The sequence below is a fragment of the Actinokineospora spheciospongiae genome (assembly GCF_000564855.1).
GTDB lineage: Bacteria > Actinomycetota > Actinomycetes > Mycobacteriales > Pseudonocardiaceae > Actinokineospora > Actinokineospora spheciospongiae.
This window is the reverse complement of record NZ_AYXG01000245.1, coordinates 14,468-30,907: the sequence shown is the minus strand read 5'-3', so window position 1 is coordinate 30,907 and position 16,440 is coordinate 14,468. Positions and strand designations below refer to the sequence as shown.

Genomic DNA, 16,440 nt, shown 5'->3' with positions numbered 1-16,440 from the left:
CCACCAGGAACCACCTCGATCACGACTCTCATCGAACGAGACTTCCGAAACACGACCTAACCCGCCCCACCCCGGCAACCCGAGAGGTGACGTGATCGCCGTGCCCGACCTGTCCGCAGTCAAGCAAGCCCTCGCCGCACAGCGCATCGAGACCCCGTCCTGGGCCTTCGGCAACTCCGGCACCCGGTTCAAGGTCTTCGCCCAGCCCGGGGTGCCGCGCACCCCGGAGGAGAAGATCGCCGACGCCGCCACCGTGAACCGGTTCACCGGAGCCGCGCCCAGCGTCGCCCTGCACATCCCGTGGGACCGGGTCGACGACTACGCCGCCCTCGCCCGGTACGCCGGGGACCTCGGGGTCAGCGTGGGGGCGATCAACACCAACGTCTTCCAGGACGACGACTACAAGCTGGGCTCGGTCACCAACCCGGACCCGGGCATCCGCCGCAAGGCGACCGACCACCTGCTGGAGGCGGTGGCGGTCATGGACGCCACCGGTTCGCGCGACCTCAAGCTGTGGTTCTCCGACGGGATCAACTACCCCGGCCAGGACGACCTGCGCGACCGCCAGGACCGGCTGGCCACCGCCCTGCGCGAGGCCTACGACCGCCTCGGCGACGACCAGCGCATCCTGCTGGAGTACAAGCTGTTCGAGCCCGCCTTCTACGCCACCGACGTCCCGGACTGGGGCACCTCGTTCGCGCACTGCGTGGAGCTGGGGCCCAAGGCGACGGTGTGCATCGACACCGGCCACCACGCGCCGGGTACGAACATCGAGTTCATCGTGGCGTTCCTGCTGCGCCAGGACCGGCTCGGCGCGTTCGACTTCAACTCCCGCTTCTACGCCGACGACGACCTGATGGCGGGCGCGGCCGACCCGTTCCAGCTCTTCCGGATCATGTACGAGATCGTCCGGGCGGACGCGCTGGACCCGGCCCGCGGCATCAACTTCATGCTCGACCAGTGCCACAACATCGAGGCGAAGATCCCGGCGGTGATCCGCTCGGTGATGAACGTGCAGGAGGCCACCGCCAAGGCGCTGCTGGTCGACCGCGCCGCCCTGGCCGCCGCCCAGCGCTCCGGGGGCGTGCTGGAGGCCAACGCGGTGTTCATGGACGCCTACAACACCGACGTGCGCCCGCTGCTGGCCGAGGTGCGCGCCGACCAGGGCCTGGACCCCGACCCGGTCGCGGCCTACAAGCGCAGCGGGTACCAGGAGAGGATCACCGCCGACCGGGCGGGCGGCGAGCAGGCGGGCTGGGGCGCGTGACCCCGGCACCCACCAACCCCACACAGGACAGGAAGGCGGACATGCCCGAGCAGTCCCCGGCGGCCGAGCTGGTCGCCCGCAGCAACGCCCTCGGCGCCGACCCGCGCAACACCAACTTCGCCGGGGGCAACACCTCGGCCAAGGGCAGCGTGGTCGACCCGGTGACCGCCGCGCCCACGGAACTGCTGTGGGTCAAGGGTTCCGGCGGTGACCTGGGCACCCTGACCGAGTCCGGGCTGGCCGTGCTGCGGCTGGACCGGCTGCGCACCCTGGTCGAGGTGTACCCGGGTGTCGAGCGCGAGGACGAGATGGTCGCCGCGTTCGACTACTGCCTGCACGGCCGCGGCGGCGCCGCCCCGTCCATCGACACCGCCATGCACGGCCTGGTCGACGCCGCGCACGTCGACCACCTGCACCCCGACTCGGGCATCGCCCTGGCCACCGCGGCCGACGGCGAGGCGCTGACCAAGGAGTGCTTCGGCGACCGGGTGGCCTGGGTGGACTGGCGGCGGCCCGGGTTCCAGCTCGGGCTCGACATCGCCGCGGTGAAGGCGGCCAACCCGCAGGCCATCGGCGTGATCCTGGGCGGGCACGGCATCACCGCCTGGGGCCAGACGTCCGAGGAGTGCCGGGCCAATTCCCTGGACATCATCCGCACCGCTGAGCGGTTCCTGGCCGAGCGCGGCTCCGCTGAGCCGTTCGGCGCGGTCGTGCCCGGCAACGAACCGCTGCCCGAGGCCGAGCGCCGGGCGAAGGCCGCCGCGCTGGCCCCGGTGGTGCGCGGTCTGGCCTCCACCGACCTGCGCCAGGTCGGCCACTTCACCGACAGCGACGCCGTGCTGGAGTTCCTGTCCCGGGAGAAGCTGGCACCGCTCGCGGCACTGGGCACGTCGTGCCCGGACCACTTCCTGCGCACCAAGGTCCGCCCGCTGGTGCTCGACCTGCCCGCCGCCGCCCCGGTCGCCGACGTCGTGGCCCGGCTGCGCGAGCTGCACGCGGACTACCGCGCCGAGTACCGCGCCTACTACGACCGGCACGCCGCCCCGGACAGCCCGCCGATGCGCGGCGCCGATCCGGCGATCGTGCTGGTGCCCGGGGTCGGCATGTTCAGCTTCGGCAAGGACAAGCAGACCGCCAGGGTGGCGGGCGAGTTCTACGTCAACGCCGTCAACGTCATGCGCGGCGCGGAGTCGGTGTCGTCCTACGCCCCGATCGACGAGGCGGAGAAGTTCCGCATCGAGTACTGGGAGCTGGAGGAGGCGAAACTGCGCCGGATGCCCGCGCCCGCCCCGCTGGCCGGGCGGGTCGCGTTAGTGACCGGCGCCGGGTCCGGCATCGGCAGGGCCATCGCCGAGCGGTTGGCGGCCGAGGGTGCCTGCGTGGTCATCGCCGACCTCGACGCCGCCGCGGCCGAAGGGGTCGCCGAGGGCATCGGCGGACCGGACAAGGCGGTCGCGGTCACCGCCGACGTGACCGACGCCGAGGCGGTGCGGGCCGCGGTGGACGCCGCCGCGGTGGCCTTCGGCGGGGTGGACCTGGTCGTCAACAACGCGGGCCTGTCCATCTCCAAGTCCCTGCTGGAGACCACCGAGCGGGACTGGGACGTGCAGCACGACGTGATGGCCAAGGGCTCGTTCCTGGTCTCGCAGGCCGCCGCCCGGGCCATGGTCGCCCAGGGCCTCGGCGGTGACATCGTCTACATCTCGTCGAAGAACTCGGTGTTCGCCGGGCCGAACAACCTCGCCTATGGCGCGGCCAAGGCCGACCAGGCGCACCAGGTCCGGCTGCTGGCGGCGGAACTGGGCGAGCACGGCATCCGGGTCAACGGGGTGAACCCCGACGGGGTCGTGCGCGGTTCCGGGATCTTCGCGGGCGGTTGGGGCGCGCAGCGGGCCGCGGTCTACGGCGTGCCGGAGGAGGAGTTGGGCGCCTTCTACGCCCAGCGCACCCTGCTCAAGCGCGAAGTCCTGCCCGACCACGTCGCGGCGGCGGTCTTCGCCCTCACCGGCGGCGACCTCAGCCAGACCACCGGCCTGCACATCCCGGTGGACGCGGGCGTCGCCGCGGCCTTCCTCCGCTGATGGACGCCACCGGGGTCGCGGGCCTGGGGCGGATCACCCCGCGCAGGACCCGGGTCGGCCTGATCGCGGGTGGGCTCGGCGCGTACTGGCCGCAGTTCCCCGAGCTGCTGCCCCAGCTCCAGCGCTCCGCGACGGTGGTCGCGGAGCGTCTGGGCGCGCTGGACTGCGAGGTCGTCGACGTCGGGTTCGTCTCCGACGAGCGCGAGGGCGCCGCGGCGGCCGAGCGGCTGCGGGTGGCCGACTGCGACCTGATCGTCGGGTTCCTCACCACCTACCTGACCGCCTCGATGCTCGTCCCGGTCGCCCAGCGCAGCGGGGCGCCGGTGTTGCTCATCAACCTGCAACCGACCGAGGCGATGGACCACGCCACCTTCGACACCGGGGCGTGGCTGGCCTACTGCGGGGCCTGCCCGCTGCCGGAGATGGCCAACGCCTTTCGCCGGGTCGGTGTGGAGTTCCGGTCGGTGTCCGGGTACCTGGCCGACGAGCGGGCGTGGGCGCGCATCGGGCGGTGGGTCGCGGCGGCGGGGGTGCGCGCGGCGCTGCGGCACGGCAGGCACGGGCTGCTGGGGCACCTCTACCCCGGGATGGTGGACGTGGCCACCGACCCCACCCTGGTCACCGCGCAGTTCGGCGGGCACGTGGAGGTGCTGGAGGTCGACGACGTGCGGGTCCGGGTCGAGCGGGTGACCGGCGCGGAGGCCGCCGCCAGGGTCGCGCTCGCCCGCGAGGTGTTCACCCTCGACGAGTCCGTGGCCGACGACGACCTGGAGTGGGCGGCGCGGGTGTCGGTCGGGCTGGACCGGCTGGTCGAGGACTTCGGCCTGGACTCGCTGGCCTACTACCACCGCGGCCTGGACGGGGAGGTGCACGAGCGGGTCGGCGCCGGGATGATCCTGGGCTGCTCGCTGCTGACCGCCCGCGGCGTCCCGGCCTGCGGGGAGTACGAGCTGCGCACCTCGCTGGCGATGCTGATCACCGACCGGTTGGGCGCGGGCGGGTCGTTCACCGAGTTGCAGGCGCTGAACTTCCGCGACGGCGTGGTGGAGATGGGCCACGACGGTCCCGCGCACCTGGCGATCAGCTCGGGCAAGCCGCTGCTGCGCGGCTTGGACGTGCTGCACGGCAAGCGCGGCTGGGGCGTGTCGGTGGAGTTCGACGTGGCGCACGGCCCGGTCACCCTGCTGGGACTGGGCCAACAGCGCGACGGCACGTTCACCCTGGTCGCCGCGGAGGGCGCGGTCGTGGGCGGGCCGCTGTTGCGGATCGGCAACACCACCTCCCGGGTCGACTTCGGGCGCGACCCGGCCGAGTGGACCGACGAGTGGTCGGCGACCGGCGTGGCCCACCACTGGGCGCTGGGCACGGGGCACCGGGTGGCCGAGCTGGAGGCCGTGGCGAGCCTGCTGGGGCTGGAACTGGTGGTGGTGCGGTGAGCGGCATCCGCGTGGCGGCGGTCGACCTGGGGGCGAGCAGCGGCCGGGTCGTGGTGGGGTCGGTCGGGCCGGGCAGCCTGTCCACCGAGGAGGTCCACCGCTTCCCCAACGAGCCGGTGCGCCTCGGCCCGACCCTGCACTGGGACGTCCTGGGCCTCTACCGGGAAACGCTCGCCGGGCTGCGGGCCGCGCTGGCGTCCGGGCCGCTCGATGGGATCGGCATCGACTCGTGGGCGGTCGACTACGGGCTGCTCGACGCGTCCGGGGCTCTGCTGGGCAACCCCGTGCACTACCGCGACAGCCGCACCGACGGCGTCCCCGCCCGGGTGCACGAGCTGGTTCCGCCCCGGGAGCTGTACTCGGTCACCGGGTTGCAGCAGTTGCCCTTCAACACCCTCTACCAGCTCGCCGCCGAGGTGGGCGGTGCCCGGCTGGGCGCGGCGGAGACGCTGCTGCTCATCCCGGACCTGCTCGCCTACTGGCTCACCGGCCGCGTCGGCGCCGAGCGCACCAACGCCTCCACCACCCAGCTCTACGCCGCCGCGACCGGGGAGTGGGCCGCCGACCTGGCCGAACGGGTGGGCGTGCCGAGCAGGCTGCTGCCGCCGCTGCGCTCGGCCGGGGACCTGATCGGCCGCACGACCCCCGAGGTGAGCGCCGAACTGGGCGCGGAGGTGCCGGTGGTCGCGGTCGGCTCGCACGACACCGCCTCCGCCGTGCTCGGCGTCCCCGCCGCCCCGGGAACCCGCTTCGCCTACATCTCCTCCGGCACCTGGTCGCTGGTCGGGGTCGAGCTGGACGCGCCGGTCACCACCGAGGCGGCCCAGGCCGCCGGGTTCGGCAACGAGGGCGGCGTCGACGGCACGGTCCGGCTGCTGCGCAACGTCATGGGCCTGTGGGTGCTGTCGGAGTGCCTGCGCGGCTGGCGCACGACCACCCTGGCCGAGGCGCTGGCCGCCGCGGCCGGGGCGCCCGCGTTCGGCCCGGTGATCGACATCGACGCACCGGAGTTCCTGCCGCCCGGCGACATGCCCGCCCGGATCGAGCGGGCCTGCCTGGCCAGTGGGCAGGCCCCGCCGCGCACCACCGGCGAGGTCGTCCGATGCGTTCTGGAGAGCCTGGCCATGGCCTACCGGCGGGCGGTGCGCGAGCTGGGCGAGCTGACCGGCCACCCGGTCGAGGTCATCCACCTGGTCGGTGGGGGTGTGCGCAACGAACTGCTGTGCGACCTGACCGCCGCCGCGTGCGGGGTCCCGGTGCTGGCCGGACCAGTCGAGGCCGCCGCCCTGGGCAACGTGGTCGTGCAGGCCAGGGCGCTGGGCGCCGACCTGCCGGACCGGTGGGCGATGCGCGCGCTGATCGCCGACACGCACGCCCCCCGCCCGCACCGACCGGGCGCCGACGCGGCGCGGTGGGATGCTGTGGAGGCCCGATTGGTCTCGGCCGGACTGTGGGAGCCGCGCGGATGAAGGTCGCCCTGATGGTCACCTGCGTCAACGACGCGCTGTTCCCGGACACCGGCAAGGCGGTGGTGCGGCTGCTGGAACGGCTCGGCGTCGAGGTGGACTTCCCGGCGGCGCAGACCTGCTGCGCGCAGCCCATGGTCAACACCGGCTACCTGAACGAGGCCGTGCCCGCCGTCCGCGCGTTCGTCGACGCCTTCTCCGGCTACGACGCCGTCGTGACCCCGTCCGGGTCCTGCGCCGGGTCGGTGCGCCACCAGCACGCCATCGTCGGCCGCCGCAGCGGTGACCCCGGCCTGGCCGCCGCGATCGCCGAGACCTCCCCGCGCACCCACGAACTCAGCGAGTTCCTGATCGATGTCCTCGGGGTCGAGGACGTGGGCGCGTATTTCCCGCACACTGTCGCCTACCACCCCACCTGCCACTCGCTGCGCCTGCTCGGCGTCGGCGACCGGCCGCTGCGGCTGCTGCGGGCGGTGCGCGGCCTGCGCCTGCTCGACCTGCCCGCCGCCGACCAGTGCTGCGGCTTCGGCGGCACCTTCGCGGTGAAGAACGCCGACACCTCGGTCGCCATGGGCTCCGACAAGGCCCGCCACGTCCGCGCCACCGGCGCCGAGGTGCTGGTGGCGGGCGACAATTCCTGCCTGATGCACATCGGTGGGGTGCTGTCGCGGCAGCGCGCGGGCACCCGGGTGGCGCACCTGGCGGAGGTCCTGGCGAGCACGGAGGACCAGCGGTGAGCGGCACGTTCCTGGGGATGCCCCCGTTCCCCACCGCGGCGCGCGCCGCCCTGGCCGACAGCCAGCTCCGGCACAACCTCGCCCACGCCACCGGCACCATCCGCGGCAAGCGCGCGGGTGTGGTGGCCGAGGTCGACGACTGGGAGCAGCTTCGGCTGGCGGGCGCGGCGATCAAGGACAACGCGCTGCGCTCGCTGGACGAGACGCTGCTGCGGCTGGAGGAGTCGTTGCAGGACAATGGGGTCACCGTGCACTGGGCGCGGGACGCCGCCGAGGCCTGCTCGATCGTCGCCTCGATCGCCCGTGGGCACGGGGTGGACGAGGTGGTCAAGGTGAAGTCCATGGCCACCCAGGAGATCGGCCTGAACGAGGCGCTGGCCGAGCACGGCATCGCCGCCTGGGAGACCGACCTGGCCGAGCTGATCGTCCAACTCGGCGACGACCTGCCCAGCCACATCCTGGTGCCCGCCATCCACCGCAACCGCGCGGAAATCCGCGAGCTGTTCCGCGACAAGATGGGCTCGGTCGGGATGCCCGCGCCCGAGGGCCTGTCCGACGAACCGGCGGAACTGGCCGCGGCGGCGCGGCGGCACCTGCGGGAGAAGTTCCTGCGGGCGAAGGTCGCGGTGTCCGGGGCGAACTTCGCCGTGGCGGACTCCGGGACGCTGGTGGTGGTCGAGTCCGAGGGCAACGGGCGGATGTGCCTGACGCTGCCGGAGGTGCTGATCAGCGTGGTCGGCATCGAGAAGGTCGTGCCCACCTGGTCCGACCTCGACGTGTTCTTCCAGTTGCTCCCCCGCTCCAGCACCGGGGAGCGGATGAACCCGTACACCTCCACCTGGAGCGGGGTCACCCCCGGGGACGGGCCGCAGGAGATGCACGTGGTGCTGCTGGACAACGGGCGGACCAGGGTGCTGGCCGACGAGGTGGGGCGGCAGGCGCTGCGCTGCATCCGCTGCTCGGCGTGCCTGAACGTGTGCCCGGTCTACGAGCGCACCGGCGGCCACGCCTACGGGTCGGTCTACCCGGGGCCGATCGGGGCCATCCTGAACCCGCTGATGAAGGGGGTCGGCGAGGACGCGCAGACCGACTCGCTACCGTACGCGTCGACGCTGTGCGGCGCCTGCTTCGAGGTCTGCCCGGTGCGCATCGACATCCCGGAGGTGCTGGTCCACCTGCGTTCCCGGGTGGTCGACGCGCACCGGTCGGGTCCACCGTCGGCGGAGGCCTTGGCCATGCGCACTGCGGGCTGGCTCTTCGGCGACGCCCGCCGCCTCGCCGCCGCCGAGGGCGCGAGCAGGTTGGCCTCCCGGCTGGGGCGGCGGGTGCTGCCGGGCGGTCGGCGGGCGTTGGGGTGGCTGCCGTGGCCGGGGTCGCTGTGGACGGGCGCCCGGGACCTGCCCGCCCCGCCGCGCCGCTCGTTCCGCAACTGGTGGAAGGACCGCCGATGAGCGCCCGCGAAGAAATCCTGGCCGCCGTGCGCGGCGCCCTGGCGGGTGCCGACCGCGCGGACACCCCGGTGCCGCGCGCCTACCGGGACGCCCCGCCGCCCGCCGATGTCGTCGGCCTGTTCGTCGAGCGCGCCGCCGACTACCGGGCGCACGTGGTCCGGTGCGCGGAGGCGGACGTCCCCGCCGCCGTCGCCTCAGCACTGGGCGGCCTCACCCGCGTCCTGGTCCCGCCCGGTTTCCCCTACCCCCTGCCCATACCCGTGGACGCGGGCGAGAGCACCGCCGAACTGGACCGGGTCGACGCCGTGGTCACCACCGCAGCCCTGGCCATCGCCACCACCGGCACCCTCGTCCTCGACCACACCGACGGCCAAGGCCGCCGCGCCCTGACCCTGCTCCCCGACACCCACCTGTGCCTGGTCCGCACCGACCGGGTGGTCCCGGACGTCCCCGCCGCCATCGCCGCGCTGGACCCCCGCCGCCCACAGACCTGGATCAGCGGCCCCAGCGCCACCAGCGACATCGAACTCAACCGCGTGGAAGGCGTCCACGGACCCCGCAACCTGCACATCCTGGTCGTGGGGTGAGCCGGGCCGGTCAGAGCTGGTCGAGCCGCCGGCGCAGCAGGCAGAACTCGTTGCCCTCCGGGTCGGCGAGCACGTGCCAGCTCGCCGAGTCGGCCTGACCCACGTCGGTCGGGCGGGCGCCCAGCTCCAGCAGCCGGGTCAGCTCCCGCTCCTGGTCACCGTCGGTGGGGTTGACGTCGAAGTGCAGGCGCAGCTTGCCGGGGGTGGGCTCGGCGACGGGGATGAACAGCAGGGTGGGCTGCGGACCGCCGAAGCCGGACGCCGGGCCGATCTCGATCGCGCCGTCCTCGCGCGACAGCTCGACGAAGCCCAGCACGTCCGACCAGAAGCGGGCCAGCCGCTCGGGGTCGCGGGCGTCGACGACGATTTCGCTGATGCGGCAGCTCACGGGCATCCTCCAGTCCTCCGGCGGCCCGGCGGCCCGCCGTTGTCGTGGACCGGTCTACCAAGGTGCGGGGCAGGCCGCTCGACGACCGCCGCGGCGCGGTGCGATCATCGTCCCCCATGAAGGTTCTCGTGGTCGGCGCAAGTGGCCTGCTGGGTCGGCAGATCGTGACCCGGCTCCGCGCGGGCGGGCACACCGCGGTCGCGGTCGCCCGCACGCCGCGCGAGGGGATCGACCACGCGGTGGACGCCACCACGGCCGAGGTGCAGACCTGGCTGCCGCTGTTGACCGGCTGCGACGGCGTCGTGTTCGCCGCCGGTGCCGACGACCGCGAGGTGCCCGCGCGGCCCGCGTACTCGGCGTTCCACGCGGGCAACGTCGTCCCGGTCGTCACCCTGCTCACCGCCGCGCGGCAGGCGGGCGTGACCCGCGCGGTCGTGCTCGGCTCGTACTTCACGCACTTCAACCGGGAGCACCCGGAGTGGGACCTCGCCGGTGCCCACCCCTACATCCGCAGCCGGGTCGCGCAGGCGGCGGAGGGGCGGACGGCGGCCGGGCCGGGCCTGCCGGTGGCGGTCGTGGAGGTGCCGTTCGTGTTCGGCCGCGCGGGTGAGCGGTTCCCGGCGTGGGCGGAGGGCCTGGTGGGGTGGGTCAGCTCGAAGTCCCCGCTGCTGGCCCCGACCGGCGGCACGGCGGTGACCACCGCGGAGACCGTCGCGGACATCGCGGTCGACGCCCTGGAAGCGGCCTCCGGTGCGGACCTCCCGGCGGCTGACGGCAACCTGACCTGGGCGGAGATGATCGGCGGGCTCGCCGCCGCAGCGGGCAGTCCCCGCCCGGTCAAGGTGCTCCCGGCCGCGGCGTTCCGGTTGGCCCTGCGCCTGACCGCCCTGCGCTACCGGTTCTCCAGGAAGGAACCGGGCCTGCACCCGACCCGGCTGGCCGACCTGCTCCTGCGGCACCTGCACCTCACCGCCACCGGCACGCGCCCGATCGACCCCGCGATGGTCGAGACGGTCGAGGCGGTCCGGGAGAAGCGCTGACACCCCGCTGACCCCGGCTCCCCGTGATCCGGCCCGAGTGGCGGGTGGTGCGCCCACCCGGCGAACCCGATACTGGGAGGCGTGACATCGGCGCCGACGCTGTGGGGTGTGTCCTTCGACGGGGCCGCCATCTCCGGGGTCGTGGTCGAGTTCGTCAAGGTCGCCCGCGAGTTCGCCCGCCGGGGCCACCGGGTCCGGCTGGACCTGGGCTACGACATCAAGGCCGACAAGCACCGGTTCTTCCGCCCCTACGACGGCGAAGCCGACCTGCTGCCTGACTGGGTCACCCTCGACCGGGTGGCCGACCTGCACACCGTGCCCGGCTACGACCAGGACTTCGTCGCCCGCGTGCTGAGCGAGGTCGTGGCGGCGGGGGACGAGGCGCTGCTGCCCCGGGTGCGGCGGGTCGCCGAGGCGGTCGCCGACCGGATCGTGGCGACCTGGGAGGAGTGCGGGGTCACGCTGGTCGTGGTGGAGAACGGGACCCTGCCGGAGAACATCACCTACACCACCGCGCTCTACCTGGCGATCGAGCGGTACGGCGCACGGCACCGGTTGGGGCGCTTCGTGTTCTGGCGCGACCACGACCTGATGTGGCAGAGCGAACCGGGCACCGGCAAGTACGGCGCGTTCCCGCACCCGACCACCCCCCGCCCCCGCGACAGCCAGCACATCCACTACTTCGCCCTGCACGAGCACGCGCTGCGCCGCACCAGGGAGTGGGTTCCGGGCCTGCGCAACATCAGCGTGCTGCCCAACACCTTCACGCACGCGCCCGCTCGCGTGGACGGGCGCAACGCCCGGTTCCGCGCCGACTTCGGCATCCCGGCGGGCGCGGCGCTGCTGGCCCGGTTCACCCGGATCATCCCGCAGAAGCGCGTCGACCGGGACCTGCACCTGCTCGCCGGGCTGCTCGCCCGGGGTGTGGACGCGGTGCTGTTCGTGGCCGGTGACCCCACCGAGTCCGCACCCGAGCAGGCCCGCCTGGTCGCCCTGGCCGAGGAACTGGGGGTGCGCGAGCGGGTCGTGTTCGGCGGCAGGCTCGCGCCCTACGACTCCCCCGGTGATCGGTACAGCGTGCGGGACCTGCTCGCGCACGCGGACCTGGCGCTGTTCCTGACCTCCTACGACTACGAGAGCTACGGCAACCCGGTGGGTGAGGCGATCGCCTCCGGCACGCCGTACGCCGCGAGCCGCTACGAGTTGTACGACGCCGTCTACGGCGGGCTCGGGTTCCGGGCGCCGCTGCTCGACGTCACCGCGCACGACCTGCCCACCGACGCGTTCGTGGCCGAGGTGGCGGAGCTGATCACCGATCGGGAGAGGTGGAACGCGGTCATGACCCACAACCACCGGCTGGGTGCCGGGCACTTCGGCCAGGACCGGGTGGGCGAGGCGGTCGCGCGGCTGTTCCCGGCGCCCATGGGCGCGCGCACCCGGTTGAGCGTGGTGCTGCCGGTGTTCAACGAGGCCGCGCACCTGGAGCGGGTGCTCGCCGGGCTCCGCGACCAGCGCGGCCCGGGCGGTCCGCTGGACCGCGAGCTGTTCGAGGTCGTGGTGGTGGACAACAACTCCACCGACGACACCGCCGCGATCACCCGCCGGTTCGCCGAGGCGCACCCGGACCTCGCGGTGCACCTGATCACCGAGGCGGAGCAGGGCGTGTCGTGCGCGCGGCGGGCGGGCATGGACTTCGCGGTGCACCGCAGCCGGGCGCGGCCGTTCGCCGACCCGGACGAGCGGTGCTACCTGGTGTCGGCGGACGCGGACTGCGTGGTGGACCCGGACTGGCTGTGGGAGCTGTTCTCGGCCATGGAGTCCAGCAAGGCCGCCATCGGGGTGTGCGACTACTACTACACCGCCGAGCACTTCGCGGGCAGGCCACGGCTGTGGGACGCCATCCAGCGCACACTGCGCTGCCGGGTGGTGGCCTGGTCGGTGTTCGGCGGGTTCCCCGACGGCAAGGGCTTCGCCGTGGAGCGCGAGGCGTACGCGGCGGTCGGCGGCATCGAGGTCTTCTACCAGGTGCAGGACGGGCGGTTCGTCAACCACCTCTCCGACGACTGGGACTTCGGCATCAAGGTGCGCAGCAGCGGCCACGACATCGCCTACGCCCCGAGGTCCCGGGTGGAGATCAACCCGCGGCGGGTGAACCACGCGCTGGAGGAGGTGATCACCGGTCGCGCCTACGGCAACGACGGCATCATCGTCATGCGCGACATCCGGGTGGAAGACCCCGCGCCCGCCCGCGACAGCGACCTCACCCCGGCCGAGGCGCGGCAGGCCTGGGAATTCTCGATCAAGGACTTCACCCCGAAGAACGTCGTGCTGCCGGTGCTGCTCACCCCGGCCCTGCTGGAGGAACAGCGGGTCGTGGACTTCTTCGGCGCGGACCTGGCCGCCCGGCTACGCGACCGGATCGCGGAGATCCGCGACGAGATGCGGGTGGTCGACTTCACCCCCATCCACGCCTACAAGACCCCGTCCTACCGGCTCTACCTGGAGTTCCGCGAGGAGCTGTTCGCGGTGCTGCGGCGCACGGTCGGCGAGGACATCGGCTCCCCGCCACCGCTGCCGGAGTGCCTGCGCGAGGTGCCCGAGGAGCGGTTCGCCGAGTTCGTGCGCTACTACTGCGAGGACCGCGAGTCCGGCGAGGCGCACAACCACTTCGGCAACGGGGGCGTGTTCTGATGTCGACCGCCCGCGAGTCGCTGCACCGGCTGGACCCGGCGTACCCGAGGCCCGCCGTGCTGGACGCGCTGGCCGACCCGGTGAACGCGCACCTGCTGGAGTACCTGGAGGAAGACCCGTTCGGCGCGCACGTGTTCCCCGGCAACGTGCCCGGTCACCCGCCGGAGGCGTTCCTGGCCGACCTCGACGCCCAGCTCGCCGACACCGCCCCGATCCACCTGTGGTCCTACATCCCGACCTGCGCCTACCGGTGCCGCTTCTGCCAGTACCCGGTGGTGCTGGTCAAGGGGGCGCCGGAGGTGGTGGACACCAAAGCCGCGCAGTGGGTGGACTGGAATATCCAGGAGGCCCGGCTGTGGCTCGACGCGGTGCCCAACCTGCGCCGCGCACCGGTCGGCGAGTTCAACGTCTTCGGCGGCACCCCGTCGATGCTGCCCGCCCACGCCATCCGCAGGCTGCTGGACTTCTACCGGGAGAACTTCGGCTTCACCGCCGAGACCACGATCCGCTTCGAGGGCGACCCGAGCACGTTCACCCCGCAGAAGCTGGAACTGCTGCGCGAACTGGGCTGCACCAAGATCTCCAGCGGTGTGCAGTCCTTCGACGACAGGGTGCTGCGGGAGTGCGGCCGGGAGCACTCGTCGGCGATGTGCGTGGACTTCGTGCGCAACGCCCGCGCGCTCGGCTTCGAGTGGGCGAGCGTCGACCTGATGTACGGCCTGCTCGACCAGACCGTGGACAGCGTCCGCCGCGACCTGGACGTGGTGCTGGAGCACGGGGTGGACGCGGTGGTGTGCACCAAGCTGCACCTGATGTCCTACGCGGACACCCGCACCGGCGTCACCGGCGAGAAGCCCGCCGCCTGGCAGTTCCCGGACTACCGCCGCAGGCTCGGCGAGACCGGCCACCACTGGCCCTCCCTCGGGGAGCAGTACCAGATGCGCGAACTGCTCACCGAGGGCCTGACCGCCGCCGGGTACACCGAGCACCCGACGATGTACTTCGCCCGGTCCGGGCTGCCACCGGAGAAGTGGAAGGCCATCATGGTCGACCAGGACAAGCAGGAGGCCGAGGTGGCCATCGGACTCGGCGGCAGCTCGTCCTGCCGGGCCTCCGAGGCGATCACCGACACCAACCGCGACCGCTACGCCCAGGCCGTGCGCGAGGGCCGCATCCCCCTGGGCTCGGCCACCCGGTTCACCCCGGAGGCCCAGGCGGCCCGAGCGGTGAAGATGGCGCTGACCACGCTGCGACCGCTGCGCGAAGACCTGCACCGGGCCCGGTTCGGCCGGTCGCTGTTCGCCGAACCGTGGGCGTCGGCGTTCGACCGGCTGGCGGGGCGGGACCTGGCCCGGGTGGACCGGGCGCGCGGACTGGTCGAGCTGACCGGCACCGGCCGCACCCTGGTGGAGGCGCTGATCAACGCGGAGCTGTGAGCACAGCGGAATGCGTGGTGCCGACCACCCTCGTGGTCGGCACCGCGCATTCCGGTACCGCGTGCGCCCCGTGCGAACGGTCTCGCACGGGGAGTCGATCAGAGGAGCGGCAGGGCGGGCAGGCAGGGGGGTGCGGGTGCGGTCGGGTCGAGGGCGCGGCGGACGATGCCGATGGCCCGGGGCGAGTAGGTCATGGTCAGGTGGTCGGACAGGTCCAGCAGGCAGCCGTCCTGCAGGGTCACGTTGTTCACCCGGGCACCGGGACCGGCGCTGAGGAACGTGGACCGGTACGGCGTGGTGATCTCGTCGAACCGGGTGGCGATGACCGTGTAGGACACGCCGGGCACGGTGTCGCCCCCGGCGTTGAGGTCGAGCAGGAACTCCGAACCGACGACCTGCTGGGCGGCGGCCTTGCCGATCGCGGGCGGGGTGAACCCCAGCAGCCCCAGGGTGTCCACCAGGGTGGCGATGCCGTTGAGCGTCGTGCCGTGGTGGGTCGCGCCCAGGGTCACCAGGTTGCGCACGGCGGACGCGCCGCCGTCCTTGAGGTACCGCCGGGGCATCAGCCCGCCCTGCGAGTGCCCGACGATGTCGACCTGGGGTGCCCCGGTCGCCTCGCGCACCCGGTCGACGAAGGCCCCGAGTTCGCGCGCGGAGCGGCGGATGTCGCCGGTCGCCTTGATCGACGGCGGCACCGAGGCCAGGCTGTCGTCGGTGTCGCCGTAGTTCAGCGCGAAGACGCAGAACCCGTCGGCGGCCAGCGCCGGTGACATGGCGGCGAAGTCGTTGTACCGGTTCTCGTAGGTGCCGTGCACGAGGACGACCGGCCGGGGGTGCCGGGCGTCGGGGCGGCACGCCCAGTCGTTGGCGCCGGGCGGGGTCGCCTCGGGGGCGAGCTTGGTGTAGGTGAAGGAAACGACGAAGCTGGGGATGGCCGGGTCCGCGGACGCCGGGACCGCGGCCGCGAGGACGGCCGCGCAGGCGGCTGTTGCGGCGAGCGCGGTGCGCAATGGGGTCATGCGAGTGCCTTTCCGGCAGGTTCTTTCATGTTGGTGCTGGCTCCGCGCACGGCCGGGCGGGCGTTCCGGACGGACTGGGCGGAAGCCCATTAGGACAGACGCGACCGTGACCGGCAACACGAAGACCCCGGCGGGCGCGAAGTGCGCGCGGGCGGTCAAGAGTCGGGCGGGGATTTGGTACGCGGCGCAGGTCGGGGTGCTCAGGCGCCCGGTCGCACGAACAACCCGTCGACGATCACGTTGATCAGGCGCTGGGTGGACTCGTCGCCGTGGACGCAGGCGAAGTCGGCCAGCAGGGCGGCCTCGACCATCTCGAAGACCAGCACCAGGTCGTTCAGCTCGATGTCGGGGCGCAGGTCGCCCTGCTCCCTGGCGCGTTCGAAGGCGGGCTTGAGCACCGAGATGAGGGCCTCGGCGTACTGCTGCTGGTAGCGGTTCGGCAGGTTGCGGAACAGGTTGACCAGGGAGCGGCGCTCGACCTGCACCGAGAGCACCATGAGCAGCAACTCCCGGAACGAGCAGACCTCCCCCGTCGCGTCGACGCGGCTGAGCCAGGCCAGCCGCTCGGTCGCCACGGCCAGGCCGAGGGACCGCCGGTCGGGGAAGTGGCGGTAGACGGTGGCCCGGCCCAGGCCCGCACGGCGGGCGATCTCGTCGAGCGGGACGACCTCGGAGCCCTCGGCGTAGGCCTCGTCGGCGACGCGGAGGATGGCCTCGCGGTTGCGGCGGGCGTCAGCGCGACCAGACGTCGATGACCTCGCGGGGCGCACGCCGGACGATGTTACCGGTAAGTAGTGAGACCGGCAATCGGTTCCTTCTCTCGGTTGCCCTCCCTACCGTT

At 73.1% G+C, this 16,440-nt stretch carries 13 protein-coding genes; 10 read left to right on the top strand and 3 right to left on the bottom strand.

Translation table 11 applies throughout. The annotated features are described in order from the left end of the window. Positions 1 to 91: 91 nt before the first annotated feature. From rhaI to UO65_RS31835, 7 genes are read left to right on the top strand one after another with little or no spacing between them, the layout of a single operon-like run. A complete protein-coding gene (gene rhaI / locus UO65_RS31865; RefSeq protein WP_035290365.1) occupies positions 92 to 1,267 on the top strand; it encodes an L-rhamnose isomerase in 1,176 nt (391 codons plus the stop codon). Between the two features lie 41 nt (positions 1,268 to 1,308). Then, positions 1,309 to 3,348, top strand: coding sequence for a bifunctional rhamnulose-1-phosphate aldolase/short-chain dehydrogenase (locus UO65_RS31860; RefSeq protein ID WP_035290362.1), 2,040 nt, complete (start codon positions 1,309 to 1,311; stop codon positions 3,346 to 3,348). After that, positions 3,348 to 4,784, top strand: a complete 1,437-nt coding sequence (locus UO65_RS31855) for an L-fucose/L-arabinose isomerase family protein (protein WP_035290360.1) — start codon at positions 3,348 to 3,350, stop codon at positions 4,782 to 4,784. The genes UO65_RS31860 and UO65_RS31855 overlap by 1 nt, the downstream gene beginning before the upstream one ends. A gap of 5 nt (positions 4,785 to 4,789) precedes the next feature. Then, positions 4,790 to 6,253: a rhamnulokinase gene (locus tag UO65_RS31850; protein WP_200873519.1), complete on the top strand. Its 1,464-nt coding sequence runs from the start codon at positions 4,790 to 4,792 to the stop codon at positions 6,251 to 6,253. Next, the gene (locus UO65_RS31845; protein ID WP_035290383.1) at positions 6,250 to 6,987 is read left to right on the top strand and encodes a (Fe-S)-binding protein; all 738 of its coding nucleotides are present in this window, start codon (positions 6,250 to 6,252) and stop codon (positions 6,985 to 6,987) included. The genes UO65_RS31850 and UO65_RS31845 overlap by 4 nt, the downstream gene beginning before the upstream one ends. A 17-nt stretch (positions 6,988 to 7,004) precedes the next feature. Continuing rightward, on the top strand, positions 7,005 to 8,438 hold the full coding sequence (locus tag UO65_RS31840) for a lactate utilization protein B (RefSeq protein WP_052022086.1): 1,434 nt from the start codon (positions 7,005 to 7,007) through the stop codon (positions 8,436 to 8,438). Then, positions 8,435 to 9,025, top strand: a complete 591-nt coding sequence (locus UO65_RS31835; RefSeq protein WP_035290356.1) for a LutC/YkgG family protein — start codon at positions 8,435 to 8,437, stop codon at positions 9,023 to 9,025. Before UO65_RS31840 ends, UO65_RS31835 begins: the two co-directional genes overlap by 4 nt. Before the next feature lie 10 nt (positions 9,026 to 9,035). Here UO65_RS31835 and UO65_RS31830 read toward each other — a convergent pair whose 3' ends face one another. Then, the gene (locus UO65_RS31830; protein ID WP_035290354.1) at positions 9,036 to 9,413 is read right to left on the bottom strand and encodes a VOC family protein; all 378 of its coding nucleotides are present in this window, start codon (positions 9,411 to 9,413) and stop codon (positions 9,036 to 9,038) included. A gap of 116 nt (positions 9,414 to 9,529) precedes the next feature. On the opposite strand from UO65_RS31830, the gene UO65_RS31825 reads away from it, so the two are divergent. The 3 genes from UO65_RS31825 (at position 9,530) to UO65_RS31815 (ending at position 14,580) form a co-directional block, all read left to right on the top strand. Then, the gene (locus UO65_RS31825) at positions 9,530 to 10,453 is read left to right on the top strand and encodes an NAD-dependent epimerase/dehydratase family protein (RefSeq protein WP_035290352.1); all 924 of its coding nucleotides are present in this window, start codon (positions 9,530 to 9,532) and stop codon (positions 10,451 to 10,453) included. A gap of 81 nt (positions 10,454 to 10,534) precedes the next feature. Then, positions 10,535 to 13,144 (top strand): glycosyltransferase, encoded by a 2,610-nt coding sequence (locus tag UO65_RS31820; protein WP_233427926.1) that lies wholly within the window; start codon positions 10,535 to 10,537, stop codon positions 13,142 to 13,144. Next, positions 13,144 to 14,580, top strand: a complete 1,437-nt coding sequence (locus UO65_RS31815) for a radical SAM protein (RefSeq protein ID WP_035290350.1) — start codon at positions 13,144 to 13,146, stop codon at positions 14,578 to 14,580. The genes UO65_RS31820 and UO65_RS31815 overlap by 1 nt, the downstream gene beginning before the upstream one ends. A gap of 98 nt (positions 14,581 to 14,678) precedes the next feature. On the opposite strand, the gene UO65_RS31810 is transcribed toward UO65_RS31815, so the two are convergent. Together UO65_RS31810 and UO65_RS31805 are read right to left on the bottom strand one after the other, a co-directional pair. Continuing rightward, positions 14,679 to 15,599 carry an esterase/lipase family protein gene (locus UO65_RS31810; RefSeq protein ID WP_035290348.1) on the bottom strand — a complete coding sequence of 307 codons (921 nt, stop codon included), beginning with the start codon at positions 15,597 to 15,599 and terminating at the stop codon, positions 14,679 to 14,681. Positions 15,600 to 15,799: 200 nt separating this feature from the next. Further along, entirely contained in the window at positions 15,800 to 16,369 is a 570-nt protein-coding gene (locus UO65_RS31805; protein WP_035290346.1) for a TetR/AcrR family transcriptional regulator, read from the bottom strand. Between the last annotated feature and the right edge of the window lie 71 nt (positions 16,370 to 16,440).

Bases quoted from the DNA above. Each gene is read 5' to 3' on its own strand.
- UO65_RS31860 (WP_035290362.1), top strand. From the start codon at position 1,309: ATGCCCGAGCAGTCCCCGGCGGCCGAGCTGGTCGCCCGCAGCAACGCC.
- UO65_RS31810 (WP_035290348.1), bottom strand. From the start codon at position 15,599: ATGACCCCATTGCGCACCGCGCTCGCCGCAACAGCCGCCTGCGCGGCC.
- UO65_RS31825 (WP_035290352.1), top strand. From the start codon at position 9,530: ATGAAGGTTCTCGTGGTCGGCGCAAGTGGCCTGCTGGGTCGGCAGATC.
- UO65_RS31835 (WP_035290356.1), top strand. From the start codon at position 8,435: ATGAGCGCCCGCGAAGAAATCCTGGCCGCCGTGCGCGGCGCCCTGGCG.
- UO65_RS31840 (WP_052022086.1), top strand. From the start codon at position 7,005: ATGCCCCCGTTCCCCACCGCGGCGCGCGCCGCCCTGGCCGACAGCCAG.
- UO65_RS31845 (WP_035290383.1), top strand. From the start codon at position 6,250: ATGAAGGTCGCCCTGATGGTCACCTGCGTCAACGACGCGCTGTTCCCG.
- UO65_RS31815 (WP_035290350.1), top strand. From the start codon at position 13,144: ATGTCGACCGCCCGCGAGTCGCTGCACCGGCTGGACCCGGCGTACCCG.
- UO65_RS31855 (WP_035290360.1), top strand. From the start codon at position 3,348: ATGGACGCCACCGGGGTCGCGGGCCTGGGGCGGATCACCCCGCGCAGG.